Source organism: Morganella morganii, from assembly GCF_019243775.1.
GTDB lineage: Bacteria > Pseudomonadota > Gammaproteobacteria > Enterobacterales > Enterobacteriaceae > Morganella > Morganella morganii.
Genome location: NZ_CP069157.1, coordinates 2,355,319 through 2,381,356 on the forward strand (window position 1 = coordinate 2,355,319; position 26,038 = coordinate 2,381,356).

At 48.9% G+C, this 26,038-nt stretch carries 18 protein-coding genes and 1 pseudogene; 4 read left to right on the forward strand and 15 right to left on the reverse strand.

The genetic code is table 11. From position 1 onward, the window contains the following. Positions 1 to 7 precede the first annotated feature (7 nt). The 7 genes from qseG to purL all read right to left on the reverse strand — a co-directional run bounded on the left by qseG (position 8) and on the right by purL (position 14,747). Complete coding sequence (gene qseG / locus JL661_RS11450) at positions 8 to 802, reverse strand: two-component system QseEF-associated lipoprotein QseG (RefSeq protein ID WP_015422610.1); 795 nt, start codon at positions 800 to 802, stop codon at positions 8 to 10. 21 nt (positions 803 to 823) lie between these two features. After that, a complete protein-coding gene (locus tag JL661_RS11455; protein ID WP_004241960.1) occupies positions 824 to 2,263 on the reverse strand; it encodes a sensor histidine kinase in 1,440 nt (479 codons plus the stop codon). Between the two features lie 622 nt (positions 2,264 to 2,885). Beyond that, the gene (gene tolA, locus JL661_RS11460) at positions 2,886 to 3,599 is read right to left on the reverse strand and encodes a cell envelope integrity protein TolA (RefSeq protein ID WP_004236952.1); all 714 of its coding nucleotides are present in this window, start codon (positions 3,597 to 3,599) and stop codon (positions 2,886 to 2,888) included. A gap of 3 nt (positions 3,600 to 3,602) precedes the next feature. Next, positions 3,603 to 6,401 (reverse strand): M16 family metallopeptidase, encoded by a 2,799-nt coding sequence (locus JL661_RS11465; RefSeq protein WP_062772459.1) that lies wholly within the window; start codon positions 6,399 to 6,401, stop codon positions 3,603 to 3,605. After that, positions 6,398 to 8,068 (reverse strand): ABC transporter ATP-binding protein/permease, encoded by a 1,671-nt coding sequence (locus JL661_RS11470; protein WP_223302377.1) that lies wholly within the window; start codon positions 8,066 to 8,068, stop codon positions 6,398 to 6,400. Before JL661_RS11470 ends, JL661_RS11465 begins: the two co-directional genes overlap by 4 nt. Positions 8,069 to 8,133: 65 nt before the next feature. Then, complete coding sequence (locus tag JL661_RS11475; RefSeq protein ID WP_062772457.1) at positions 8,134 to 10,485, reverse strand: TonB-dependent receptor plug domain-containing protein; 2,352 nt, start codon at positions 10,483 to 10,485, stop codon at positions 8,134 to 8,136. Between the two features lie 374 nt (positions 10,486 to 10,859). Next, positions 10,860 to 14,747 (reverse strand): phosphoribosylformylglycinamidine synthase, encoded by a 3,888-nt coding sequence (gene purL, locus JL661_RS11480; protein ID WP_062772643.1) that lies wholly within the window; start codon positions 14,745 to 14,747, stop codon positions 10,860 to 10,862. A 261-nt stretch (positions 14,748 to 15,008) separates the two neighbouring features. Here purL and mltF point away from each other — a divergent pair. Further along, positions 15,009 to 16,449: pseudogene (mltF, locus tag JL661_RS11485) on the forward strand (membrane-bound lytic murein transglycosylase MltF). On the opposite strand, the gene tadA reads toward mltF, so the two are convergent. The 3 genes from tadA to JL661_RS11500 form a co-directional block, all read right to left on the reverse strand. After that, positions 16,450 to 16,935: a tRNA adenosine(34) deaminase TadA gene (tadA, locus tag JL661_RS11490; protein WP_004236960.1), complete on the reverse strand. Its 486-nt coding sequence runs from the start codon at positions 16,933 to 16,935 to the stop codon at positions 16,450 to 16,452. It abuts the pseudogene before it with no gap. Positions 16,936 to 17,042: 107 nt separating this feature from the next. Beyond that, positions 17,043 to 17,681 carry a leucine efflux protein LeuE gene (leuE, locus tag JL661_RS11495; protein ID WP_004236962.1) on the reverse strand — a complete coding sequence of 213 codons (639 nt, stop codon included), beginning with the start codon at positions 17,679 to 17,681 and terminating at the stop codon, positions 17,043 to 17,045. Between the two features lie 98 nt (positions 17,682 to 17,779). Then, complete coding sequence (locus JL661_RS11500) at positions 17,780 to 19,258, reverse strand: MFS transporter (RefSeq protein ID WP_062772454.1); 1,479 nt, start codon at positions 19,256 to 19,258, stop codon at positions 17,780 to 17,782. Between the two features lie 144 nt (positions 19,259 to 19,402). Between JL661_RS11500 and JL661_RS11505 the strand changes: the two genes are divergently transcribed. Then, a complete protein-coding gene (locus JL661_RS11505) occupies positions 19,403 to 19,996 on the forward strand; it encodes a TetR/AcrR family transcriptional regulator (RefSeq protein ID WP_004236965.1) in 594 nt (197 codons plus the stop codon). A 67-nt stretch (positions 19,997 to 20,063) separates the two neighbouring features. On the opposite strand, the gene map is transcribed toward JL661_RS11505, so the two are convergent. The 3 genes from map to trpS form a co-directional block, all read right to left on the reverse strand. After that, positions 20,064 to 20,840 carry a type I methionyl aminopeptidase gene (gene map, locus JL661_RS11510; RefSeq protein ID WP_004236966.1) on the reverse strand — a complete coding sequence of 259 codons (777 nt, stop codon included), beginning with the start codon at positions 20,838 to 20,840 and terminating at the stop codon, positions 20,064 to 20,066. Beyond that, positions 20,833 to 21,039 carry a ParD-like family protein gene (locus JL661_RS11515; protein ID WP_004241949.1) on the reverse strand — a complete coding sequence of 69 codons (207 nt, stop codon included), beginning with the start codon at positions 21,037 to 21,039 and terminating at the stop codon, positions 20,833 to 20,835. The genes map and JL661_RS11515 overlap by 8 nt, the downstream gene beginning before the upstream one ends. Positions 21,040 to 21,156: 117 nt before the next feature. After that, complete coding sequence (gene trpS, locus JL661_RS11520) at positions 21,157 to 22,170, reverse strand: tryptophan--tRNA ligase (RefSeq protein ID WP_036418495.1); 1,014 nt, start codon at positions 22,168 to 22,170, stop codon at positions 21,157 to 21,159. A gap of 449 nt (positions 22,171 to 22,619) precedes the next feature. Between trpS and JL661_RS18740 the strand changes: the two genes are divergently transcribed. After that, the gene (locus tag JL661_RS18740) at positions 22,620 to 22,697 is read left to right on the forward strand and encodes a hypothetical protein (protein ID WP_463844058.1); all 78 of its coding nucleotides are present in this window, start codon (positions 22,620 to 22,622) and stop codon (positions 22,695 to 22,697) included. A gap of 871 nt (positions 22,698 to 23,568) precedes the next feature. On the opposite strand, the gene JL661_RS11525 is transcribed toward JL661_RS18740, so the two are convergent. Together JL661_RS11525 and JL661_RS11530 are read right to left on the reverse strand one after the other, a co-directional pair. Further along, a complete protein-coding gene (locus JL661_RS11525) occupies positions 23,569 to 23,781 on the reverse strand; it encodes a hypothetical protein (RefSeq protein WP_004236972.1) in 213 nt (70 codons plus the stop codon). Between the two features lie 616 nt (positions 23,782 to 24,397). Next, positions 24,398 to 25,297 carry a DMT family transporter gene (locus tag JL661_RS11530; RefSeq protein ID WP_004241939.1) on the reverse strand — a complete coding sequence of 300 codons (900 nt, stop codon included), beginning with the start codon at positions 25,295 to 25,297 and terminating at the stop codon, positions 24,398 to 24,400. A gap of 133 nt (positions 25,298 to 25,430) precedes the next feature. On the opposite strand from JL661_RS11530, the gene JL661_RS11535 reads away from it, so the two are divergent. Then, complete coding sequence (locus JL661_RS11535; protein WP_225310101.1) at positions 25,431 to 25,946, forward strand: type VI secretion system baseplate subunit TssF; 516 nt, start codon at positions 25,431 to 25,433, stop codon at positions 25,944 to 25,946. Positions 25,947 to 26,038: the final 92 nt, after the last annotated feature.

Sequence of the window (26,038 nt, forward strand, 5' to 3'; positions counted from 1 at the left end):
GCCGGGGTTACTCCTTTTTTTCCTGTGCCGGTTTTGTTTCTGCGGCTTTTGTTTCTGCGGCAGCCGGTTTGGCTTCTGCCGGTTTGACATCCGCAGGTTTTGCTTCCGCCGGTTTCGGCTCTGCCGTACCTGCTGCCTCTTCTAATGCCTCACGGCGCTCCTCGAGCGCATTTTCCAGTTCCGCATCCGCTTTGGTCGGCTGTTTGCGGCCGGCCAGCTGGCGCTCAATGTTGCTCAGGTTATCCAGCTTGCGGGTGGTATTCTGTAATTCAAACTGCAGGCGGGAGTTAACCGCACGCAGCTGATCAATTTTGCCGTCCGTATCGCTCTGCAGGCGGCGGTAGCGCTGGCGTTCGTCACTCAGGGCAATCGCCTGTTTCAGTTGATCACGCCACAGGGTCATCAGCGGACGCAGAGAGACCGGGAACCCGGCACTGTAGGCATTCAGGGTCTCGAGCACCTTACGCTTGTCATTGGCGGAGGTGCCGGTGTTATTAAGCAGAATGCTCTGACGCAGTGCAGTATCCCAGCTGTCCGGGGTGATTTTCCCCGCCATAATGCGGGCTGTATCACTGCTGAGCAGATCAGCACAATCCATCATCCGCAGCCAGTAAAGCGCGTTTTCTGTCGCGGCCGCAGAGTTGAGTTCCCAGATAGCGTGGCAGTCCGCAATCCGGTAATCCGCCGTCCGCTCCTGCGGCAGGACAACAGAGGCCAGCGCGGAGAGATCCGGCGGCGTTGCGGTTTTTACGCAACCGGCCAGCAACAGCGGGACGGCGGCAATCAGGGACTTAAATGTCATTTTCAAGTTAATGCTGACCTGTTATTCCAGTAAGGTGTGGAACGGAAGCTGAATACGGAAGCACACATCCGCACCTTCAGAACCGACTAATATCAGTTCGCCGCCCATCCGGTTAATACAATCCCGGGCAATACTCAGTCCCAGCCCGCTGCCTTTGACAGCACCTTTGCGCTGAAGCGAGCCCTGATAGAACGGTTCGAAGATCATTTCCTGCTCTTCTTCCGGGATCGGCGTACCGGTATTGGCGACATCAATCTGTATATGCTGACCGGCTTTCCGGCTGGTTATCCGGATCTTACCCGATTCAGCGCCATAGTGTACCGCATTTGAGTAGAGATTATCGAGTACACGTGTTAATAAGACGGGTTCAGCCCAGACACTTGTTTCATCCAGAGCAAGGTCCGTAGTGATTTCTTTGCTTCTCGCCGGTAAGCTGTGGGCATTAACCACCTCATGCACTACCGTATCGAGGTTAACCCATTTGGCTTCTGTCGGGCTGTCCACCAGCGTGCGGTTATACTCCAGCAACTGTTCAATCAGCACCTGCAAATGGCGGCTGCTTTCACTCAGTATTGATACCACATCTTTCTGATCCGCTGTCAGCGGCCCCGCGACTTCATCCGCCAGCAGTTCGGTACCTTCACGCATACTGGCCAGCGGGGTTTTCAGTTCATGGGAAATATGACGCAGGAATTCATGACGCTGGGATTCCAGCCAGTCGAGGCGCTCACTCAGCCAGACAATCCGCAGCGCCAGCGAGCGCAGTTCTCTCGGGCCGTTAAAATTATCAAGGCGCTGTATCAGGTTGCGCCCTTCCCCCAGGCGGTTAACCATCCGCTCAATCACTTTTACCGGCCCGATAATCATGCGGGTAAACAGAATGATAAGGCCGGTGCTCAGGACAAACACCAGCAGGCTCTGCCAGCCGAATGACTGGCCTTTGCGGGCGATGGCATTCTGAAGTTCCTCACCGCGCCGGAAATTCGCCTCACGGATAGCCTGCACCAGATCAGCGTTACTGCGGGCAAAGGCTTCCAGGTGAGTGGTCATCGCCGCAACCGGCTCGCCGTTTTCACACTGCAGGACAGACAACTGTCCGAGGCTGCCGGCGATATCATCAGTATAACGCGGATCCGGGGTGGATTGTTTCTGGCGGGCGAGATAGTCCTCATAGCGGAGATACTGTTTGTGCCAGACATTTTTCAGGGTTTCATTACCCAGCACACAGTACTGGCGGTAGCTGCGCTCCATTTCCAGCGCCAGGCTCGACATTTCCTCACTGCGCCGCGCATCCTGTACAGTTGAGATACTGATTTGCGCCGCCTGATTACTCAGCTCATCAAAGCTCTGATACGCCTGCCATGCCAGTCCCAGCAACGGCAGCAATACCAGACAGAATGCCACCACAACCAACTGACGCAGCGAGCGCGGAAATAATCGCCATTTTTTCAAGATTGTCATCTCTTAACCTGTTGTCATGTGCATGATGCTAACCGGATCCGGGATAAGAGAAAAGGATCAGGATGCATCTGTGCGAAAAAGAGAACAGAAAGAATGCAGGGAAGGTATAAAATGATGACGGGACGACAGTTTCCTGCCGTCCCGTCAGTGAGATTAAGGTGGTGCCTCACTCAACGTGTCGCCCTGTGTCTGATAAAGCTTGCGCAGTTATCGGTATTAACGGACGGTAGGCACCTTACTCTGGCATCATTCCCGGGCTTATGTGGCATGTTTCCGCCATATTGCGGGCCGACATAAAAAATTGAATGAGCAACTGCAGAAGATATTGCAACTGATGTGCCAACTTTGAAAAATAAAATTCAATACACTGTTATTAAAGGGAAAATATTTTTATCTCCTGATAAAAATAGTCCGGAATACCGTTATCAGTGTATTACCTTCCGGTTTATTCCCTGTTTTACAAAAAAACGTCTCTGATTTGCGACAGTCTTTTTTGCTCTTTTTTACCTCTTTAAATATCAATGCATTAGATGTCTCCTTTTGGAGACATTAAAAATGATGACTGTCGTTATTTTATGACACAGGTGATTTTTTATACCGGACATGCAAACAAACACGCAGTTTACTTAATAAAATCCACCGTCAGGACAATGCTTTTGTCCAACCCCGGCGGCGGAATTCCTACCGGCTGATATTTACTGACCGCACTGAGCGCAATTTTATCCAGTATCCGGTTCCCCGAACTTCTGATCACCACGGGGTCAGAAAGTGTACCGGTTCCGGAAATACTGACATTAATATCAACGGCTGCGCTGACCTTTCTGATTCTGGCAGGATAATAAATATACCGCAGGATCTCTCTGCGCATTTTTTCCCGGTATAACCACAGCTCGTCGTCACTCCGCTGCCCGGCAACGGTATCGGCTGTTGTCAGGTTATGATTTCCGGCCGACAGAGATGACTGTAAACCGGTATCCGGAACCTCTGCCGGTTTATGCACATCTTTATCATGCCGCGGTGCAGTAACCGGCTTTTTAATTTTCTGCCGCAGTTTATTCTCACGTTTTTTTCTGTTTTTTTCCGCCTGCCATTCTGATTTTTTATCCGCTGCCGGGCTTATCACCGGTAACAGGCTTTTCTCGCTCTGTTCCGGTATATCCGGAGAGTGTTCCTCCGCCTTTTCCGGCGCAGGCAGCAATAACATGGCACTGCGGTTATCCGTCCTTATATTGCCGTTTTCCGCATAATCAGTCTGGCTGATACAGAATAAAAAAATAAGCAGTCCGCCGTGAAGACACAGAGAAAAGAATAAACCGGCCAGTTTGCAGCGATTCATTGATTACTCCGCAGGCAGTAATACCGCATGGAATTTTCCGGCATGACGTAAAAAGTCCTGTAAAACCATTTCAGTCTCTTCCGGAGATGCCTTTTCATTTGCCCGCAGTGAAGCGCCGATTAATAACGGGCCGCCGGTCAGCATATAACTGCGTTCAATATCTTCCAGTATGCCGGTCACCGAATTATGGGTTCGCTCAAGAATATTGCGGCTCTGAACGATTTTATTTCTGAATACCTGCCGATCAATCCCGTTGTGCTCAAATTCCGTCAGTACGCGTTCACTCAGGGCAATCAGTTCATCCACCCGTTCCGGTGCACAGGTGAACATGATCCGTCCCTCATCCTGTATTTCAGACGGGTTGTGCCAGAACCATGCGGTGACACTGTAAACACCTGATGCTTCCTCACGTAATTTTTCCCGCAGTTTTTCCTGAATCACCTCACCGCCGATCTCCAGATAATAGGCATTATCCGGCCGCCAGCCATTTTTGCGGACAAGATAGATCTCCACTTCAGCCCGCGGCTCCTGCAATCCCCTGACAATTAATGGTGTTTCCGGTGTTCCGGCTTCAATCGCAACGGGTTCTCTGCCATCCTTTTTTACACCAACAGATGCCAGATATTTTCCTGCAATTTTTTCCGCATCGCGGGGCTGAATATCACCGGTAATAAAATACGTAAAATCGGTTTTATTACTGATATAACGTTCATACAATTGCGTCAGTTTTTCCGCACTCAGTACGTCAAGATCCTGCTGTGTAGCATCATATATGGTATGTTTACCCGGATAACGCAGTGATGATATTTTCTGCATAAAGAGATGCTGACTGTCTTTATTATTCTCAGCCAGCTGTTTATCCATTTCCGATTTATATTTACGCCATACTTTTTCCGTTACCCGGCTTTCATTTAATTTCAGATGAAAAAGCGTCAGAATTTTTTCAAGATTATCCGTCTCTGCCCAGCCGGAAAAACCCTGCTGATGCTCATCCAGTAATGTTGACATTACCACCGGACTCTTATTAAAAACAGCCTGTAATGCGGATAGCGGATAACGGCCAAAACCGGTTTCATCCGTCAGGCTGACGGCAATCCGCAGCGCATGATAATCGTCATCCGGTACTGACCGTAATCCGCCGGGTGTCAGCGCCTTAAAGAACACTTTTCCCGGATTATCATTATTGTACTGATAGATTAACCGGCTGCCGTTACTCAGCTGATATTCCCTGATATTATATTCTTCAGCCGTTCTGATAAGTTTCACACTACCGGCCGTGACATTAATATCCGGTAGTTCTGTTATTTGTTCTGCGGCCGGGTCCCATTTTTTCTGTGGTAGCCGGTGACTTTCAATCCAGTTTTTTTCCAGTGCTGCCGCATCCATGGCCTGCGGCTGTATTTTCTCCGGATGCGTTATCATCACCAACCGGGATTTCACGGCTGTCATAGTATGAAATGCGCTGTTCACATCGGCTAAGGTGATATTTTTCAGATAATAGCGATTGAGAAGAAATTTATCATTCTGCCCTGCAAGCAGCTGATGACTGGCTGCCGCCGTCATCATATCCGCCGCAAGATCAATACTGTAAATGGTTTTATCTTTCTGTTTTTCATTAAGGCGGGTTAACCGCTTAAGCTCTTCATCCAGTTCAGCCTGTGTAAAACCCTGCTGCTCAACAGTAGCTAGAAAATTAAAAATACTCAGTGTGGCTTCATCATATTTTTCATCTGATAATTGCAGGGAAAATACAGATTGTATGGTTTCCCGTCCGGTCGCTGAAGAGTAATAATTCGCGGTACTGATAAACTCATCATTCTCTTTTTCCAGGTGTTGTAACCGGATATTTATCAGCCGGGTCATAATCTGATTAACCAGATCATCCTTATAACGGGCCAGTGAATAATCCTCCTGATAAGGACTGAAAAAACTGATTTCCACCGCCGGTGTCCGGATTTCATCTTCATGAACAAAAGCCGTACGCCAGTGTTCCGGCAACGGTACAGAATAATCAATCATCTCAGGCGGATCTGTTCTGACCGGAAGCATCGTTAATTTTGTTTTCAGCAGAGACAGGATGTGTTGTTTATTAATATCCCCGGCGACTACCAGAGACATATTATCCGGTCTGTACCAGCGATAATAAAAATCAGCCACCCGTTTACGGCTGACATTCTGTATTGTTTCCGCATCCCCGATAGGGTCACGTAATGCATAGCGCGACCCCGCCATCTCAATGGCGCTCTTTTTATCCCCCAGCCGCAGCATAGCTCCCAGTCTGGCGCGCCACTCTTCCAGAACAACGCCCCTTTCTGCATCCAGGTCCGCCTGATTTATGGTTACCCGCCCTGCCCAGTCAGCAACAATATCCAGCGCAAGGTTAATTTTTACCGGGTCATTGTCCGGCAGATTTAATGTGTAGACCGTATTTTCAAAATCCGTGAATGCATTAATATCAATACCGAATTTTAATCCCGCTTTTTCCAGGTCACGGATCAGCTTATTACCGGGGAAATGCGTTGTTCCGTTAAATGCCATATGTTCGACAATATGTGCAACGCCTCTCTGGTCATCATCCTCATTCATTGATCCGGCATTAACAACCAGCCGGATATACACTTTTTTCTCCGGTGTACTGTTTTCCGCCAGAAAATAACGAAATCCGTTATTCAGCGTGCCGGTTTCTATTGCCGGGTCATACCGGAGTGTTTTCATTTTCAGCAGGTCATTAACCTGTGTCTGCTGACCGGAACAGGCGGACAAAATAAATAACATGCCGGTTATCAGTAGTATTCTTTTCATAAAATCAACCCGGGCTTATCATTTCTCACGTCTTCCCTGTGAGATATTTCGATAATATGACTGTGAGCCAGTTTTTCCCTGAGTAACCGGCTCAGTGTTTTATAATTTTCCTCATCGAGTGCGGATAAGGCCTCATCGAGAAACAGCCAGGCCGGTTTTTGTATCAGACACCGCGCCAGCATTATTTTCTGAAGTTCTCCGCCGGATAATGTGTGCTGCCAGTTTTTCCCGGTATCCAGTTCAGGAATAAAATGACTGAGTCCCACATCCGTTAATGCACCGGCCAGCAATGCATCGTCATATTCCCCGTGAATATGGGGATATATTAAAATTTCCCGCAATGTGGCTTCCGGTAAATACGGTTTCTGGGGAATAAACATGCAGTTATTATCCGGAGGCATGGATAATGAACCTTTATAATGCGGCCATAATCCGGCGAGTGTGCGCAGGAATGTACTTTTCCCGCATCCCGACGGGCCTGTTATTGAGCTGCTGTCCGGAAAGGCACCGGACATATTTTCCTGAACCGGGCGGTTATCCGGTAAAAATACTGATAACTCAGACCATTCGGGAGAATCAGACTGACGGATTGTGCCGGTGCCGGTAATAGAATCCAGCTGCGAACTGAATGTCACCAAGCGCCCGGTGACTGCCCGCCAGTTTGCCACTGACTCATAAGAATCGACAAACCAGCTGAATGCTTCCTGTACCCGGTAAAATCCGGTTGCGGTCTGCATCATATCCCCGAGTTGCAGGCTGCCGCTCATCAGCCGCGGCGATGCCACCAGATACGGGAAAATGCGGGCGACCTCATTATATCCGCTGTTAAAGGCCTGATATTTCATTTTCATTCCGGTCAGATATTGCCAGTTCTGCCATATTTTCCCGAATAACCGTTTTGATGAGGATAATTCCGCCTTTTCACCGCGCAGAAAACTGATCGATTCCGCGTATTCTTTTACCCGCATCAGATGAAAACGAAAATCGGCTTCACATTTTTCCTGCTGAAATGTCAGCGGGATCAGTTTTCTGGTAATTTTATGGGTGAGCCATGTACCGATAACGGAATACAATATTGCCACCCATACCATATATCCCGGTATTACCCATGTCATTCCGCCCAGTTCAAATGTCAGTGTTCCGGAAAGATTCCATAAAATAACGGTAAAAGACACCAGACTGGTGATAGTCCGCAGTAATCCCAGTCCCAGCTGCAATGTCTGATCGCAAAATTCTTTTATATCCTGAGCAATACGCTGATCCGGATTATCACTCTCTTTGTATAAAAGCTGATGCCGGTAAATACGCTTATGGCTCAGCCACTGCGTAAGAAACCGCTCTGTCAGCCAGCCCCGCCAGCGGATACGTAATGTCCGGCGCAAATATTCTTCAATAAGATCGACAGAAGAATAAACCACCATGATCAGAACAAACTGACTCAGCATCGGCCAGAAATTATCCCAGTCCTTATTCTGCATAAGATTAAAAAAATCACGGTTCCAGTCGCTGTATTTCACTGCAATTTCAACAACAATATAATTAAGTGCAATAACAGAAATAATCAGCGGCCAGGCTATTTTCCATTCCCGGCTTTTCCAATACGGACAGGCCAGGCTCCAGACCTGTTTGATAAATTTATTTTTATTTAATTCAGATTTACTATTCATACTGTGTTTTGTCATGGGCTGCCGGCAGAAAACAGAATTTCCGCCGGCAGTTTCTTATGTCTCAATTAAAATTCATAACCGACTTCAAGCCAGAATTCACGTCCCGGAGTATAAATTCCGTACTCATTTGAACTGTAGCCTTTATTTTCCATTTTCCTGACCTGGTTCAGCACATTGAGTACTTCGGCACGGAAATAAAGCTGATGTGAACCGTAAATAGCCGGCTGCCAGCTCAGGCTGGTATCCCATTGAGTATGTGTTCCGAAGTTCTGCGTTTTATAAACAGTAATATCATCCGTACTGTTGGTTTCTGCATAAGAATGGACCGGTGCTTTAATATAAAATTTATTCGACCAGGTAATATTATTATCCGGGATCTTCATATCAACACCCAGACGGACCATCCACTCCTCTTCATTATTATTGACTTCTTTTTCCATCTGAGCACGGGACATCAGACGTCCATCAAGAATAACCGCCTCATCCGGATCTAATGTTTTCTCAAGATCGGCTCTGCCGGTATTCAGCCAGTCAGCACCTAATGTGGTATTCCACTCTGTCGCACCAAGAGTCCACGGTGTTTTATTGGTTATTTGCAGCGTATAAATCTGAGCATTAAAATCATCGCCGTTGGTGAATGAATCAACTTTCTTATCATCCTGAGTACTGCGCTTAACCACAATCCGCTGCTTATACTTTCTGTATGTATAATCTGCGGAAATACGCCAGTTATTCCAGTCCTGATTAACCCCGAAGTTCAATTCATCGGAATGCGGCGTACTTAAATGTGTCAGTGAACGGTAATCCCGGGTACGATCCTGATTCAGTTCCAGTATTTTCCCGGATAACTTCATCGTGGCAAATGAACGTCCGTAATAACGATTAAGTCCGAACTTAAACCGGGTATCCGGTAATGCCTGCCAGTAAGCCGTAAAACGGGGAGCGATATTTGTGTTACTTAAATAATTATCCCGTTCCAGGCGCAAACCGGGACGGAATGTGAAATCACCGGTTTTAATCGTGTCCTGAGCATAAAGTGCATAATTCTGATGAGAGGTATTTACGGTTCCTTTTGACGCGGTCAGTTCACTTAAAAGAACATCCCGGCCGGTACTGTCAATAAATGATACCGTTGAGTGAACATCTTCATCCCGCTTAAACGCATATGCCGTATGATGGTAATCTGCCCCTGTATTGAAAACGTGCTCTGTATTTCCGAAGAATACGGGGTCAGCATTATAATCCAGAATTAAATTGATATTTTCCTGCGTCAGCTGACTGTTACCATAACCGCCTTCTTCAAAATCAAGACCGGTATCCAGGTCAGTCACCACACTGGCTTCGGTACTGTTGGAACGGCGTTTATCGGAAAACTTGTCATATGCTGCCGTTGATGTCAGTTTACCGCCCGGCACAGACTGAATATACCGGATCGTCGTACCGTAAGCCTGATGGGTATCATTGACGTTATTATCAATATTATTGGCGTAAAACTTACCCTCTTTATAATCTGACATGCGGAACCCGGCTTCCAGTGTCCGGCCGGTATCCGGTGTCCAGTTAAAATTGACCAGCATATTATCGGAACGGCGGGTGTGATTACGGTTATCCGTCTCTCCTTTCGAATTCAGCATCCGGGTCTGGCGGATATCAGAATCACGGCGGCTGAAGCCGAATACCATACCGGTATTCTCCGTTAATCCGTATTCCGCCGTCAGATTAAAGAATTCCTTTTTATAAACGGGCTGAAATTCTGCATTCATTCCGTTGGGGACTTTTTTATCCAGCGCGTCTTTTACAGCCTCATCCGCTTTTAATGATGCCCAGGAGGACCGGGTGGTACGGTAACTGACTGATGCGTGATTTTCCCCGCTGTACTGCCGGGTTTCCGCCACAACTGCCCCGCCGGTAAATCCGCCCAGGTTTGCCGGAACGTTATTACTGTAAACCGTTATTCCCGAAAGTAGTTTCGCATCAAAGAAATAAGCCTGCTCTGAACTCTTATTCGGATTGACGCCCATGGTGCCATCAAATAAGGAGGAAGCCGGGTCAATATCGTTATTAATATTCACCCCGTCTATCATATACGCCGTCTGTTCTAAAGGCGCACCGTTAATGGAAACAGAGAGCGGTTTAATTTCACCATTGGTAAATCCTGTTTCTGATTTACTCTCCACACGGGCACCAGGGACGGCTTTCAAATAATCACTCAGGTTACTATTAGATGATGGTGAATCCTTTATTTCCTGCTCTGTTATCGTTTGAGACGACAGAGGATCATCTGTCTCTGCGTGTGCATCCGATTTAACCGCAACCTTAATATGGTTATCGGGGTTATATTGAGCTGCATGTGTATAAAAACTACAAAATGAACTGCCTGTAATAGCTGCAATAAGTAATTTGTCTTTATTTTTCATTTGGTTAACTTTATTTGAAAGCAAATGATATCTATTCGCATTATCATTATTGTTTGCAAATGCTAACATGGTGAAACTACGTATTCAACGAAAAAAATGATAATGAAACTATGTTTCATCACATTACTGATAAAATCATTATTGAATATAATTGGATGGCAATATCGATACAGTGGAATTTTAAACTGGCTAAAATACTATTTTTAAATAGATTATCTTATTATTTATGTTTGTATTCAGGCGGGAACTAATTAATAACGATTATCAATACTGTTCAGCAACTGACAGAAGCAGAGAGGATTTATTATTGCGGTAATATTATTGTGGTAAGTAAAAAAAGCGGGTAAAACTGAAAAGTTATACCCGCGTGTTTATCAGCCTAATTGTTTGCGGGCATTACGGAAGATCCGCAACCACGGTCCGTCCTCTCCCCAGTTTTCCGGATGCCAGGAGTTGCTGACGGTACGGAAAACACGCTCCGGATGCGGCATCATAATAGTGGTACGTCCGTCATCGGTCGTGACTGCAGTGATACCGTCCGGTGAGCCGTTCGGGTTGGCCGGATAGCGTTCAGTGACCTGTCCGTAGTTATCCACATATTGCAGCGCCACCAGGCCGCGTTCCGTCAGCGCCTGCTGATGTGCTGCATCACGGAATTCCGCCAGCCCTTCGCCGTGAGAGACCGCAATCGGCATCCGCGAACCGGCCATGCCGCTCAGCAGCAGTGACGGGCTTTGTGCCACTTCGACCAGACTGAAACGCGCTTCAAAACGTTCAGAGCGGTTACGGGTAAAGCGCGGCCATAAATCCGCCCCCGGAATCAGATCCCGCAGGTTTGACATCATCTGACAGCCGTTACAGACCCCGAGTGATAAGGTATCCGGACGCGCAAAGAACTGCGCAAATTCATCCCGTACCTGCGGATTGAACAGAATCGATTTCGCCCAGCCTTCACCGGCACCCAGTACGTCCCCGTAAGAGAAGCCGCCGCAGGCAACCAGCGCCTGAAAACTGTCCAGCGGAAGATGCCCGTTCAGCAGGTCGCTCATATGCACATCGATGGCATCAAACCCGGCACGGTGGAAGGCCGCCGCCATTTCCACATGGGAGTTAACCCCCTGCTCACGCAGCACCGCGACACGCGGACGCACACCTTTTACAATATACGGCGCGGCGATATCGTCATTCTGATCGAACGTCAGTACCACATTAAGGCCGGGGTCTGTCAGATCCTGCTTGGCTTCATGCTCTTCATCCGCACAGGTAGGGTTATCACGCTGACGCTGCATCTGCCAGGTGGTTTCCGCCCACATGATCCGCAGTTCACGGCAGGACTGGTGATAGACTTCTGTATTATGGCTGCGGACAACAAAATCATCCCCCGGTACAGCTTCACCGAGAACATGCAGCATATCTGCCAGACCGGCATCGGTGAAGGCCTGCACTACACCATCCAGATCTGCTTCACGCACCTGGAGCACAGCGCCCGGCTCTTCGGTAAACAGTGCGCCAAGGATATCCTCATCAAATGCACTGATATCCGCATTCACACCACAGTGTCCGGCAAAGGCCATTTCCGCCAGGGTGACAAACAGGCCGCCGTCTGAACGGTCATGATACGCCAGCAGTTTTTCATCCCGCACCAGGGTCTGCATGGTGTCAAAGAATGCACGCAGTGCCTGCGGATTGCGCAGATCCGCGCCTTTCTGTCCCAGCTGACGATATACCTGCGCCAGCGCGGTTGCGCCGAGGGTATTACGGCCTTCCCCCAGATCCACCAGCAGCAGACGGTTCGGCACATCACTCCGCAGTTGCGGAGTAACGGTCCGGCGCACATCATCCACACGGGCAAATGCCGTGATCACCAGCGACAGCGGCGAGGTCATCTCGCGCTCTTCGCCCTGCTCGTTCCAGCGGGTTTTCATCGACATGGAATCTTTACCGACCGGGATCGTCAGGCCGAGCGCCGGACATAACTCCTCACCCACCGCTTTCACCGCCGCGTATAACCCGGCATCTTCGCCCGGATGTCCGGCTGCGGCCATCCAGTTGGCGGATAATTTAATCCGCTTAATATCGCCAATCTGCACACCGGCAATGTTCAGCAGCGCTTCCGCCACCGCCATACGCGCTGAAGCGGCAAAATCAAGCAGAGCAACCGGCGCACGTTCACCGATGGACATTGCCTCGCCGTAGTAACTGTCGAGGCTGGCGGTAGTCACCGCGCAATCTGCTACCGGGATCTGCCACGGACCGACCATCTGATCACGGGAAACCATGCCGGTTACCGTACGGTCACCGATGGTGATCAGGAAGGTTTTTTCCGCTACCGCCGGTAAGTGCAGCACGCGTTTTACCGCTTCATGCAAATTAATATCACGGCGGTCAATCGGTGTGCCATCCGCAGTCAGTGTGGTGACATCGCGGCGCATTTTCGGGGTTTTACCCAGCAGGATATCCAGCGGCATATCAATCGGCTGATTATCAAAATGGCTGTCATTCAGGATCAGGTCACGCTTTTCTGTCGCCTCACCAATCACGGCATACGGCGCGCGCTCGCGCTGACAGAGTGCCTCAAACAGCGGCAGTTGCTCAGGCGAGACTGCCAGCACATAGCGTTCCTGGGATTCGTTACACCAGATTTCCAGCGGGCTCATACCCAGCTCATCACTGAGGATATCGCGCAGCTCGAAACGCCCGCCGCGCCCGCCGTCACTGACCAGCTCCGGCATGGCGTTGGACAAACCGCCCGCACCGACATCATGGATAAACAGAATCGGGTTGTTATCCCCCAGTTGCCAGCAGGCATCGATCACTTCCTGGCAGCGGCGCTCCATTTCCGGGTTATCGCGCTGCACAGAGGCAAAATCCAGGTCCGCATCCGACTGACCGGATGTCATGGAAGATGCCGCACCACCGCCCAGGCCGATATTCATCGACGGGCCGCCTAATACAATCAGTTTCGCCCCCGGCGGGATCTCTCCTTTCTGCACGTGATCAGCACGGATATTACCGATACCGCCCGCCAGCATAATGGGTTTATGGTAACCGCGCAGTTCCTCGCCGTTGTGGCTGCTGACTTTCTCTTCATAGGTCCGGAAATAGCCGAGCAGTGCCGGACGGCCGAATTCGTTATTAAATGCCGCGCCGCCGAGCGGACCTTCAGTCATGATGTCATAGGCGCTGACAATGCGGTCCGGTCTGCCGAAATCCTGCTCCCAAGGCTGAGTAAAGCCCGGGATACGCAGGTTGGAGACAGAAAAACCGGTTAATCCCGCTTTTGGCTTGGCGCCGCGCCCGGTCGCGCCTTCGTCACGAATTTCACCGCCGGAGCCGGTTGCCGCCCCCGGCCACGGGGAAATGGCGGTCGGGTGGTTATGGGTTTCCACTTTCATCAGGATATGGGTTTCTTCCTGATGATACTGATAACTGCGGTCTTCCCCCTGCGGGAAGAAACGCCCGGCAGAGGAGCCTTCCATCACCGCCGCATTATCTTTATAGGCGGACAGCACATGATCCGGTGTCTGCTCGAAGGTATTTTTAATCATCTTAAACAGGGATTTCGGCTGTTCTTCGCCGTCAATCACCCAGTCAGCATTAAAAATCTTGTGGCGGCAGTGCTCAGAGTTTGCCTGGGCAAACATATAGAGTTCCGCATCGGACGGATTGCGGCCGAGTTTCGTGAATGCATCCGCCAGATAATCGATTTCATCTTCCGCCAGCGCCAGCCCCAGCGAAATGTTGGCTTTTTCCAGTGCCGCGCGGCCCTGACCCGCGAGGTCAATCACGGTCAGCGGTGCCGGTTCATGACGGGCAAACAGCGCCTGTGCCTGTGACAGTTCACTGAAAACCGTTTCTGTCATGCGGTCATGCAACAGCGCACTCAGTTGCTGATGTTCATTCTCTGTCAGCCCTGTGGTAGTAATATAGTAGGCGATTCCCCGCTCCAGCCGGGTAACGGCTGACAGACCGCAGTTATGCGCGATATCCGTGGCTTTCGATGACCAGGGAGATAATGTTCCCGGGCGCGGCGTGACAAGAAACAGGATCCCTTCCGGCGCATGTTCCGCCAGCGACGGGCCGTAGCGGAGCAACTGCTGTAATTTGGAGTGCTCATCGTCGGTCAGGGGTGCGGAAAGATCAGCAAAATGCACATATTCCGCATAGATGTTGGTCACCGGCAGGTGGTGTTCAGTGAACGCGCTGATAAATTTTGATACGCGAAACGCAGATAACACAGGTGAGCCACGCAAAATTTCCATAGTTGTCAGTTCTCTCTTTTTAACACGCAGAGCCATCGGCCCGGAGGGGAAACGGGCACATTATAGAGCAATACTGACGCCGACGAAACCGTTTGCGTGACGTTTTTTCCCGGGGGGATTTTTTCCGGATTTCAGCCCCGGAAAACGGAATAAAGTTGCACAGTGACAAAATGTTGAGCAAAATGTCCGATTACTGGAAATATAACCATGGTAATTTATGCCTCAGAATGAATCCTTTTGTGTAACCGGTGAGATGCGCCTTTGGTACATAAAAAGCTAAATTATGTCGTTATCGTCGTCGTCGCGCTGTTCGCGGCGGCGCTGATCGCCATCAATATCAGCTGGCCATCGCAGCAGCCGCAGCTCAACCGTATTCTCGCGCGGGGGGGAACTGCGTGTCAGCGCAGTGGCATCACCGCTTATCAGCTTTAATAAGCAGGGACAGGCCAGCGGTTTTGATTACGAACTGGCGCAGCGTTTCGCGGACTACCTCGGGGTAAAACTGGTGGTGCGGGAACGCGACGGTGTCAATGACCTGTTCAGCGACCTTGCCAATAATGATGCCGATCTGCTCGCCGCCGGGCTTATCTATAATGAAGACCGCCTGGACAACGCGCTGAGCGGCCCGACATATTACACCGTCGCACAGCAGCTTCTCTACCGCATGGGTAACAAACGTCCGCGGGATTTGGGCGATCTCGGCTCTCCGGTCTGGGTCACAGCCGGCAGTGCTCACGCCCGCCTGCTCCGCCAGCTCAAAGCAGATAAATATCCGGATCTGGATATCCGTGAAATTGCCGATAAAAACAGCAGCCATCTGCTTCAGCGACTGGCAAAAGGTGAGATTGATTATGTCGTCAGCGATTCTGTCAGCGTGGCACAGGAACAGCATATTCATCCGAATGTCACGGTGGCCTTTGAGGTCACAGAAAACCAGCCGCTGACCTGGTATCTGAAACGCAGTGAAGACAGCAGCCTGAATGCCGCCCTGCTCGATTTTTTCAACCAGACACGGGAAACCGACACCCTGGCGCGTCTGGAAGAGAAGTATTTCAGCCACATGAATCAGTTTAATTATGTGGATACCAAAACCTTTATTAATGCCATCAACACCCAACTGGCCACTTACCGCCCGCTGTTTGAAAAGTACGCGGGGAAAATGGACTGGCAGGTACTGGCTGCGATAGCCTGGCAGGAATCACACTGGAACCCGACCGCCACCTCACCGACCGGCGTGCGCGGCATTATGATGCTGACCCGGCCGACGGCGGATTTCTTCGGGATTGAGGATCGCCTTGACCCGGAGCAGAGCATCAAGGGCGGCGGGACATATATAAATTACCTGATGGACAAACTGCCGGATTCCATCCCCGATGATGAAAAAATCTGGTTTGCCCTCGCCGCTTATAATATGGGCTACGGTCATATGCTGGATGTCCGCAAACTGACCGAGATGCAGGGGGCGGATCCGGACAGTTGGCTGGATGTGAAATCCCGTCTGCCGCTGCTGAGCAAAAAAGCCTATTATCAGTCTCTGCCGTACGGCTATGCGCGCGGTTACGAAGCTTACCGCTATGTGGAAGGGGTGCGTCGTTACCAGCTCAGTTTACAGGGCTATCTCGATTTACATCAGGAAGAGCTGCTGTTACAGCAGCCGCAGGAAGAAACGGCAGAGATTCTGACCTCTGCCGCACCAAACTGATCACTCATTCTCTGATTTCTGACTTTCCGCATGCTGTTTTTTCAGGGCTTTTTTCTCCGCACGGCGGTGGCGGAAAAATTCACTGAGCATTGCCGAACACTCCTCCCCCAGCACGCCCCCTGTCACTTCCATATAATGATTGAGACGCGGTAAGGTCAGCAAATCAATAAATGACCCCGCAGCACCGGTTTTCGGCTCTGCCGCGCCGTACACCAGACGTTTGATCCGGCTGTGGATCAGTGCCCCGGCACACATCATGCAGGGTTCGAGGGTGACATACAGTGTGGCATCGGTAAGACGGTAATTTTCCAGCACCGCCCCGGCCCCGCGCAACGTAACAATTTCAGCGTGGGCTGTCGGGTCATGGCTGAGGATCGGCTGATTGAAACCACCGGCAATGCGCTGATTATCTTTCACCAGCACAGCCCCGACCGGGATCTCTCCGGCCAGCGCCGCCTCTTCTGCCAGCGCCAGCGCCTGCCTCATCCAGAATTCATCATTATTATAAGGTGTTGTACTGTCAGTCACGTGGATACCTGCTTATTTAAAATCAGGCACAGTATAGCGTCACTTTTGTCAGGCAGGCAGTTTCTTTACGCCGTAAACAGCGCCAGTTTGGCGGCAAAGCCCATAAAAAACAGTCCGATGGTGCTGTTGCCCACTTTTGCCGCCTGTTTTTTGTGGCGGAAGAACTGTGATAATTTAGTGCCGCTGTAAATTAAAAAGGAGAGATACAAAAAACTGACCGTTTCCAGAATCAGCGCCAGCACGCCATAACTCACCGCCGGATGAGAATAATTAAAATCAATAAACTGGATAAAGAAAGAGACATAAAACAGAATCGCTTTCGGGTTTGTCAGGCTCAGGATCAGGGCTTTATTAAAGGCATTTTCCGCTTTCAGCGGCTTATCCTCATGATGCCCCTTCTTCTGCATAAAAGTGGCATAGAGGATTTTCAGTCCCAGATACAATAAATACGCAGCACCGAGGTAACGCACGGCGGTAAATAATGCCGGAGAGGCTTTAATCACTGAGGCCACGCCCAGAAATGACAACATGATCAGTACCGCATCACCGGTAAATACGCCCAGTGCGGCCTGGTAACCTTTTTTATATCCGAATGTCGCACTGGATTTAAGGACATACAGTGAGTTCGGCCCCGGCACAAGGATAATAAAAATAACGCCGATAATATAAGTACCGATATTCAGTATGCCCAGATTTTCAAACATAACGCCTCCGTGGTGTGTGCAAATTTACTGCTGATTTTTATTATTTTGTGTTCAGATTAATAAATCACAAAATACATGCCACGGATATACCCACTCTGTTATAAGGTTATTTTCCCGTTTTCCTGCGGCATTTTGCGGCCGCGGGGATAAAATATCAGGATAAATACCCATACTGCCGATAATGCTGCGCCTGCCATTGCCAGATTAAACCCGCCCGCAAAGGCTTCATAAACTGTATTCTGCACGGCAACTGTCAGTTCTCCGCTCAGTGCGCCGGTAATAAGCTGCTCTGCAGACGGCAGCTGACGGTGCTGCGCAATACTGACCGCCCGCTGTATCATCAGTGTACCAAGCAGTGCCACCCCCAGCGTCATACCGGTCTGGCGCATCATATTCAGTGTCGCCGATGCCACGCCGGAACGCGCCGGATCAGCGGCATGCATAATCAGCGCCCCGGTGGCGGGAATCGATAATCCCATACCGGTGCCGAGCATAAACAGCATCAGCCCTGTCAGCGGATACGGCGTATACGGCGTCAGTAAAGTCATCAGCCCGCAGGCCGCTGCGGTCAGCAGCAGACCGGTGCCGAGGATCAGCCGGATACTCAGTTTGCGGGCGATCCGCCCGAAAGAGAATGCAAACAGCGCCATGGCGATAAATTCCGGCGACATCCGCCATCCTGCTTCAAGGGCATTCCAGCCCTGCGCTTTCTGTAAAAACAGCGCGATAAAAAACACATTGGTGTAAGCCGCAAAACCAATCACAAACGAGGCCAGATTATAGTGCAGATACTCGCGGCGTCCGAAATCCGCCAGCGGCAGCAGCGGTTTTGCCACCCGGCTTTCGGTGTACAGAAATAATAAAAGAAAAATAATTCCGCCGGTGACAGTTAACAGCGTCAGCGGATGCAGCCAGCCATGAATACCCGCCTCTGTCAGCCCGTATGTCACACAGCCCAGCGCTGCGATACTGAGTAACTGCCCTGCCGGATCAAACGCCGCTTTCTCCGGATCCGCACTTTCACGGATGCCGTACTGCCCGAGCAGAAACGTGATTATACCAACCGGAATATTGATCAGAAAAATGCCTTCCCAGCGGGTGGTATGCACCAGCACGCCGCCGAGGATCGGTCCGGTAATCAGTGACAGCGCACTGACCGATGACCAGATACCAATCACACGGATCCGCTGCTGATTATCCGCAAAAGTATGCGTGATCAGCGACAAGGCTCCGGGGATCAGTAACGCCGCCGCTATCCCCTGTACCACCCGTCCTGATAGCAGCAACGGCAGCGTATCCGCCAGTGCACAAAGCAGTGAGCCAAAGGTAAAAATCAGTACTCCCGCCAGCCACATCTTTTTGCGCCCGTAACGGTCACTCAGCGGACCGGCGGACAGGATAAGGGCGGATAAGCACAATGTATAAGCATCTATCAGCCACTGTAATGACACCATCGGTGCATCCAAATCATGCTGAATGGCCGGCAGTGCCACATTCACGATACTGATATCCAGCGTTGCCATAAAAGTACCCAGGCAAATCGCGGTAGTAACGGCAAAATAACGAAGTCTGTTCATAGTGTTCTCCTTTCACAGAGGCAGAATACACATTGACTGACCGACGGTCAATCAAAATGAGAACGTATTTCATTTGCGCATTTTTTTCGCCTTCATACCCCGGAAATGGCATAATGAGGGTTTTCCGTTATACAAGGCACGTTTATGACTCAGTCAGCAGAACACAAACCCCGTTTTAAACCTGCCGATGTCCGGATCAATGAACTGATGGATGCCGCCGAATCACTGTTTCTCGAAAAGGGATTTGATGCCACTACGGTCAGTGACATTGTGGCGCGGGCCGGTGTCGCCAAGGGAACCTATTACCACTATTTTGCCGCCAAACCGGACATTTACGAGGCATTACGCCACCGTTATATGGACTGGTTTCTGTCACAGACTCAGCAGGCGATGGATGCCTGTGCGGCAGGTGATGCGGATGCCAGACTGGCAGCCTGGTGTGATCGTTCTGTCACGGCCTATACTGAAAAACAGGAACTGCATGATGTCCTGTTCCATCAGGGATTTCACCAGCAGGGCAATGACCATGAAAATGCAGTGCTGAATCAGCTGCTTGCCCTGATTGCGGAAGGTGAGAAGCACAGTCACTGGCGGGTGGCACATCCGGATATCACGGCCATGATTATTTATCACGGTATGCATGCGGCGGTGGATACCCTGCCGCAGTCCGGACACTACACCGCACAGACGCTGGGCGGCGTGCTGTATGAACAGTTTCTGCGCTTTCTGAAGGCCTGATCTGCTCTGATAAAAAAAGCCGGTCGCAGCCGGGCTTTGCACACTCTGTTGTTTATACAGATAAAAATCAGCGTAATGTTTCATCCGCACGCAGAGTTAACACTTCATAGCCGGTCGCGGTCACCAGAATGGTGTGTTCGGACTGCGCGGATAATTTTTTATCCCGCGTCACCACCGTCCAGCCATCTTTTTTGGTTTTGATTTTCGCGCCGCCCTGGTTAATCATCGGTTCGATGGTAAAGGTCATCCCCTCTTTCAGTTCCGTTCCTTTACCGCGCACACCATAGTGCAGCACCTGCGGGGCTTCATGCATCTCACGGCCGATACCGTGACCGCAATACTCGCGCACCACGCTGTAGCCGCGTGATTCCGCGTAATGCTGAATAGCTGAACCGATATCCCCCAGCGTCGCGCCCGGTTTCACCTGCTGAATACCTTCCCACATGGCATCATAGGTGGTTTTCACCAGTTTACGGGCCAGCGGCGATGCTTCCGGCATCACATACATTTTACTGGAATCGGCAATAAAGCCGTTCTTTTCCAGTGTGATATCCACGTTAATGATATCTTTATCTTTCACCAGTTCGTCCGCTTTCGGAACGCCGTGGCACACCACTTCATTCAGCGAGGTATTCAGCACATACTGAAACCCGTACTGTCCTTTACTGGCAGGGCGTGACTGAAGGGTATTCACAATATAATCTTCAACTTTGTCATTAATCGCCAGCGTGGAAACACCCGGTTTAATGAAATCGTCCAGCATGGCAAAAACGCTTGCCAGCAGACGGCCTGATTCCCGCATCAGCTCAATTTCTTCAGGTGTTTTTATAACGATACTACTCATGCTGTTCTCCTTTCCGGCTGACAGACTCTTTTTCCAGCATTTCGCTGACAAGCATTGTGAAGGTTTTATCCGGATTCATTTCAGCCTGCATTCCGATTTTGATCCAGAATTCTGCCTGAGCATTGATAGAGCGCGACATCACTGTGCTCGCCCGGCGCAGATATTCATGTAATTCATCGGAGATTTTAACAATACCCACGTGAAATCCTTAACTGATAAACCATATATAAAACAGATATGGTTCATATAGTAGACCTCCCGCAAACGGGAATCAATCGCATCCTGCTTATTCAGCATAATCCGCAAAAAATGCGGTTCAAAAAATAAGCAGCCCCATTCCTCTTTTTACCTGATCCAGCGTCTGCTGTGTCACTTCCCGCGCTTTTTCTGTCCCGCGGCGGATAACCGAAAGCAGATAAGGTTTATCCGCCATCAGCCGCGCCCGCTCCTCACGGATCGGTGCCAGCAGTGCCTGCAGGCATTCGTTCAGCACTGATTTGCACTCCCTGTCGCCTAAACCGCCCGCCTGATAACGGGCTTTCATCTCAGCAACCAGGGCTGTATCCGGATGAAACGCATCAAGATACGCAAACACCACATTGCCCTCAATCCGGCCGGGATCAGACACCCGCAGATGCTGCGGATCGGTAAACATAGCATTGACGGCACGCGTCAGGTCATCCGCACTGACAGAGAGATTAATGGCATTTCCCAGTGATTTGGACATCTTACCGTTACCGTCAATCCCCGGCAGGCGGCCGGTTTTACCGACTTCAGCACGGCAGTGAACCAGTAATTCCTGCCCGGTAACATGATTGATTTTGCTGACAATCTCATTGGTTTGTTCAATCATCGGCAGTTGATCTTCCCCGACCGGCACCAGATCAGCTTTAAACGCAGTGATATCCGCCGCCTGGCTGACCGGATAAATCAGAAATCCGGCCGGCAGTGTACGGGAGAACTGCTTCTGAATGATTTCCTGTTTAACCGTCGGATTCCGCTCCAGCCGGGAAACGGTCACCAGATTGAGATACAGCAGTGTCAGTTCAGCCAGTGCGGGCAGCGCCGATTGCAGACAAATCACCGAACGGGCGGGATCGATGCCTGCCGCCAGGTAATCCGCCGCTACATCATAAAAATAACGGTTTACTTTTTCGGGTTGCGCACCGTTATCCGTCAGTCCCTGCATATCCGCCATCAGAATATACTGCACGGCAGAATGCTGAAGTCTGACCCGCTGTTGCAGCGAGCCGGTATAGTGTCCGAGGTGTAACGGCCCGGTGATACGGTCGCCGGTCAGAATAACGGATTGGGTGTGATGAACAGACATACGATTTCCTCTTTTATTGTGATCAGAGGCCGCCGGGGTGAATGCAATATGTCTGAAATGAAATCGCCGCACTCCGGCGGCGATTTTTGCAATTAAAACTGAATAACAAAACCGGCGCCGCATGTTGTGCGCCACCAGAAAGCATTGTGTGATAAACAGCCTGGAATTTTATTATTCATCATGCTGACAATGTACAACCTTTATATCTTATTGCCACTCTTTTTTTTGCTGCGACGGATATTTTCATTTCTGCTGTTTTTATTTACATACTTTATTCTTTGTCAGCACACCCCGGACAAAGATGACAAATCATGACAATAAATCAGTTTTCTTTCATTGAGTTACCGGCTTTATCAGGTAGAATCAGTCAGTGAAGACACATTATGATTTATTACCTTCCGCCGGAGAATGTTTATCGGATCAGACTAAAGTTATATTAAGGAGAATATATGTTTTTACTGACACTCGGATTTATTATCTTATCCTGTCTGTTTGCCACCGTCATGAGCCCGAAATGGGATGATTAAATGAACGCAGACGTATTGTCTCTCTGAACGCCTTTCAGTGTTATATCAAAACTGAAAGGCGTTTTTATTTATGATGCTGTGCAATACTCTGTTCTCCCTTTCCTTCCCGGCAAAAGTACATTTTTTTGATCAGTCATTTTTTGACTAATTCATATAATTTAACTATCTTTAAGATGTTACCAAGCTGAAAGTAACGCCTGACGCCTCTGAACCGGTTTCGTTTGTTCAGAGAATTTTTTATTTCCCGCGAAAAAACCTGATCAACACCCTGTCAATATATTGTATTTGCTGGATAAATCACGTCGCAACACATAAACCCGGCCTGATATAAACAACTACGTGTAAATACTAAAAATAACCGTAAATACATTTTTATGCTGTACATCTTCCGTACAGCGACTATATTGATAAGCAATTTTAATTAATTGATATTCACATTACTGACCTGCTCCTGACTGTGCAGGTACACGTTCTGACATGATTTACCCGCACACTAACCTGTGCGGGTATTTTTTTATCCCCGGACGACTGACAGCAGCAGGATTTTTTCCCCGTCAGCGCGGCTTCCTGTACCGGCGGACAAGCCACCGTGCCGTAAGAACAAAATACACAGCAGTCTCCCGGAAGCGGTTATGGTGTGACACCGTATAAAACAACACCTGCCACCAGTTTCCCTGTAACGGCCTTGTGTTGTGCTTTTGTTTAGACAGCTCCCTTTATTATACACACATGAACTTTCCATACTGTTCATGATTATCATACCTATATCCTTTCCGCCCGGTCACGTTTTGTGTCCGGGTTTTTTTATTCTTTTCACTTTCTTCCGGGCACAAAAAAGGTCACCGCAGTGACCTTATTTATTATCTTTGTATCAGCGGGGAATTTTAATGATCCCGCCAATGAAAACACCGACGATAAACGGGAATCCCCCGAAGCCCAGACCGATTCCCCCGCCGATAATCAACTGACCACCGGTTTTTTCCGGTGTTACCGACGGAGAAACATCACCGCTTCCCGGCCGGAGAAAATCAGCGATTCCGCTGCCGATGACAGCGTCACACTCACGAACAGATAATTCTTTCATACGGATATCCTTATCAATAAAAAAGTCATATAGCGACACACAGGTTTACAGATAACGTCATGGTATGTGCATATATACTCCATATTATTTAAATCTTAATCAAGAATTCCTTTTTTACATCATGAAAAACAGAGAATAATCCGTATATACCGGTATTCATGCTAACTAATCCGTGGTCTTATTTATTATTCACAGCGACAATATAATCAGACATTACCTATCACCCCTCTTCAATAAAAAATAATTTCATTATTTATCTTACACTTCAATTTTAATTACTGACTGTTATTAAATAACACATTACTTACACGGACTGAATCGTTCTTTATTAGCCTGAGACAGTTCCAATGCCGCAAAAGCTTTGGCTTTTTCATCATACTGATCACTTTTCAGTACATCAGAGGCCAGAGTTTCAATATCGCTCTGGTTTGTTTTTTAGTATTTGATTGTACCAGTACCGATGTGGCCAGTTTCTTTATCATAGGAGATGGATTTTTATGTCCCGGCACCCGGCCGCCTGTGATATTAATTTTTAAAATAATCGGGATTAATGACACTCCATTATTATTTACCAATGGAAATAAATAAAAAATAACAAGCATCATCCCCCTTTACTTTACCCCTGTTTTTTCGCAGAAGAACAAAAATAAATTCCGGAAATAATTAAAGCACCACTTAAAAAATGGAAACTGTGTAATTTTTCACTGAGGAAAAGAACACCAAAGAAACCGCCACTCAGTGGGATCAGGTGAGAGAAAATCTCCCCTCTTGTTGCACCGATAGTCAGGATACCTTTATTCCACAGCAGGTATGATAGCCAAGACGGAAAAATAACCAGATAGGCAAGCCCGGATATAAACAGCGGCGAGGCATAATTTCCCATATTGCTGATCTGAAAATCATGTGAAAACAGATAAATAATCAGTATTGGTAACATCATCAGGCTGCCGGTCACCGAGCTGATGGCCACAAATGCATTACCTTTCACCTCACGGGGTTTCAGTCTTAAAAAAGCACAATACAACGCCCAGCTGATGGCGGACCCCAGTGCCCACAAATCTCCTTTATTCAGATGACTGATCACTTCTGAAAAATTCAGATTACCTTTAAATATCAGATAAATCACACCTAACGTACTCAATAATACGCCGATATAATTTTTCCCCTGAATTTTTTCTTTAAACACCAGCGCATTGATCAGTAAAACAATTGACGGCGTTGCCGACATATAAATAGCAGCATTAAGTGCTGTGGTATATTGCAGACCAATATACAATGTGACCGGGAATAAAACCTGTCCGCATAATGACAGAAACAGAATTATCCCTTTTGCCTTTTTCATGAATTCCCACTGCTGTTTCACCTGACTGAAATACAGCGTCATCAGTAAAACCGCCGTCACCAGCCAGCGCAGTTGCGATAAAATCACCGGGTCGGCTTCTGTCACCAAAAGATGCCCGACAACATAGTTCCCGCCCCAGAAACACGCCGCCAGCGTTAAGAATAAATAAGGCATATCCCGCTCCCGCCTGGCCAATATTTATCCGACCGTAACATGGTGACCACAAAGCAGACTTGTTATTTATCAAAATAGTTATGGTTTTTAAAATAATTTTTAATGAATGTGGCCAGGAGTGGCCGCCGGTTCTGTGCCCGGAGATGTCATAATCATATTCCGCCCGCTGCTGCCGGATCTGCTGGAAGCCACCGGCATCACACAATGCACGCCGTGCTACCCGCCGATAACGGATAATCACGCTTACTGGAATCTGCTGTCACACTACAGTGCCAACAGCTTTATGCTGTCGTCAGTGGATTCGGTAAAACAGCTGATCAGCGACTATGTGCTGTATCAGGATACAGACCGGCAGCGCTGCAAACAGATAAACCAGCTGCTGAGCGGTATTCACGCGGTTGATTCAGTACTGGATGACCGCCTTGTCCGGGGAAAACCTTACCGCTGTCTGGATCTGACAATGACTCTTGATCCGCATAAATATGACAATACCGGCGATGCCTTTATGTTTGTCATGCACTTATATCATTTCTTCCCGTTCTGCCTGTCAGAAAATATGATGCTGAAAATGAATGTGCAATTTACCGATAATGATACGGTCTGGCATTTGGCGCCTTATTTACTGAACGGGTATAAATCACTGATTTAAACATGTGCATCTGAGGGAAGTAGCTGAAATAAACGGGCCGCTATCACAGATTAACAGCCCGTTTTCAGAGGCAGGAATTAACAGCGTATTTA

Excerpts from the sequence above, each read along its gene's own strand:
- JL661_RS11465 (WP_062772459.1), bottom strand. The coding sequence starts at position 6,401 with ATGAAAAGAATACTACTGATAACCGGCATGTTATTTATTTTGTCCGCC.
- leuE (WP_004236962.1), bottom strand. The coding sequence starts at position 17,681 with ATGTTTGAAAATCTGGGCATACTGAATATCGGTACTTATATTATCGGC.
- JL661_RS11530 (WP_004241939.1), bottom strand. The coding sequence starts at position 25,297 with ATGCCTTATTTATTCTTAACGCTGGCGGCGTGTTTCTGGGGCGGGAAC.
- purL (WP_062772643.1), bottom strand. The coding sequence starts at position 14,747 with ATGGAAATTTTGCGTGGCTCACCTGTGTTATCTGCGTTTCGCGTATCA.
- tolA (WP_004236952.1), bottom strand. The coding sequence starts at position 3,599 with ATGAATCGCTGCAAACTGGCCGGTTTATTCTTTTCTCTGTGTCTTCAC.
- JL661_RS18740 (WP_463844058.1), top strand. The coding sequence starts at position 22,620 with ATGTTTTTACTGACACTCGGATTTATTATCTTATCCTGTCTGTTTGCC.
- JL661_RS11455 (WP_004241960.1), bottom strand. The coding sequence starts at position 2,263 with ATGACAATCTTGAAAAAATGGCGATTATTTCCGCGCTCGCTGCGTCAG.
- map (WP_004236966.1), bottom strand. The coding sequence starts at position 20,840 with ATGAGTAGTATCGTTATAAAAACACCTGAAGAAATTGAGCTGATGCGG.
- JL661_RS11475 (WP_062772457.1), bottom strand. The coding sequence starts at position 10,485 with ATGAAAAATAAAGACAAATTACTTATTGCAGCTATTACAGGCAGTTCA.
- JL661_RS11500 (WP_062772454.1), bottom strand. The coding sequence starts at position 19,258 with ATGAACAGACTTCGTTATTTTGCCGTTACTACCGCGATTTGCCTGGGT.
- JL661_RS11525 (WP_004236972.1), bottom strand. The coding sequence starts at position 23,781 with ATGAAAGAATTATCTGTTCGTGAGTGTGACGCTGTCATCGGCAGCGGA.
- JL661_RS11470 (WP_223302377.1), bottom strand. The coding sequence starts at position 8,068 with ATGAATAGTAAATCTGAATTAAATAAAAATAAATTTATCAAACAGGTC.
- tadA (WP_004236960.1), bottom strand. The coding sequence starts at position 16,935 with ATGAGGCAGGCGCTGGCGCTGGCAGAAGAGGCGGCGCTGGCCGGAGAG.
- qseG (WP_015422610.1), bottom strand. The coding sequence starts at position 802 with ATGACATTTAAGTCCCTGATTGCCGCCGTCCCGCTGTTGCTGGCCGGT.
- JL661_RS11505 (WP_004236965.1), top strand. The coding sequence starts at position 19,403 with ATGACTCAGTCAGCAGAACACAAACCCCGTTTTAAACCTGCCGATGTC.
- trpS (WP_036418495.1), bottom strand. The coding sequence starts at position 22,170 with ATGTCTGTTCATCACACCCAATCCGTTATTCTGACCGGCGACCGTATC.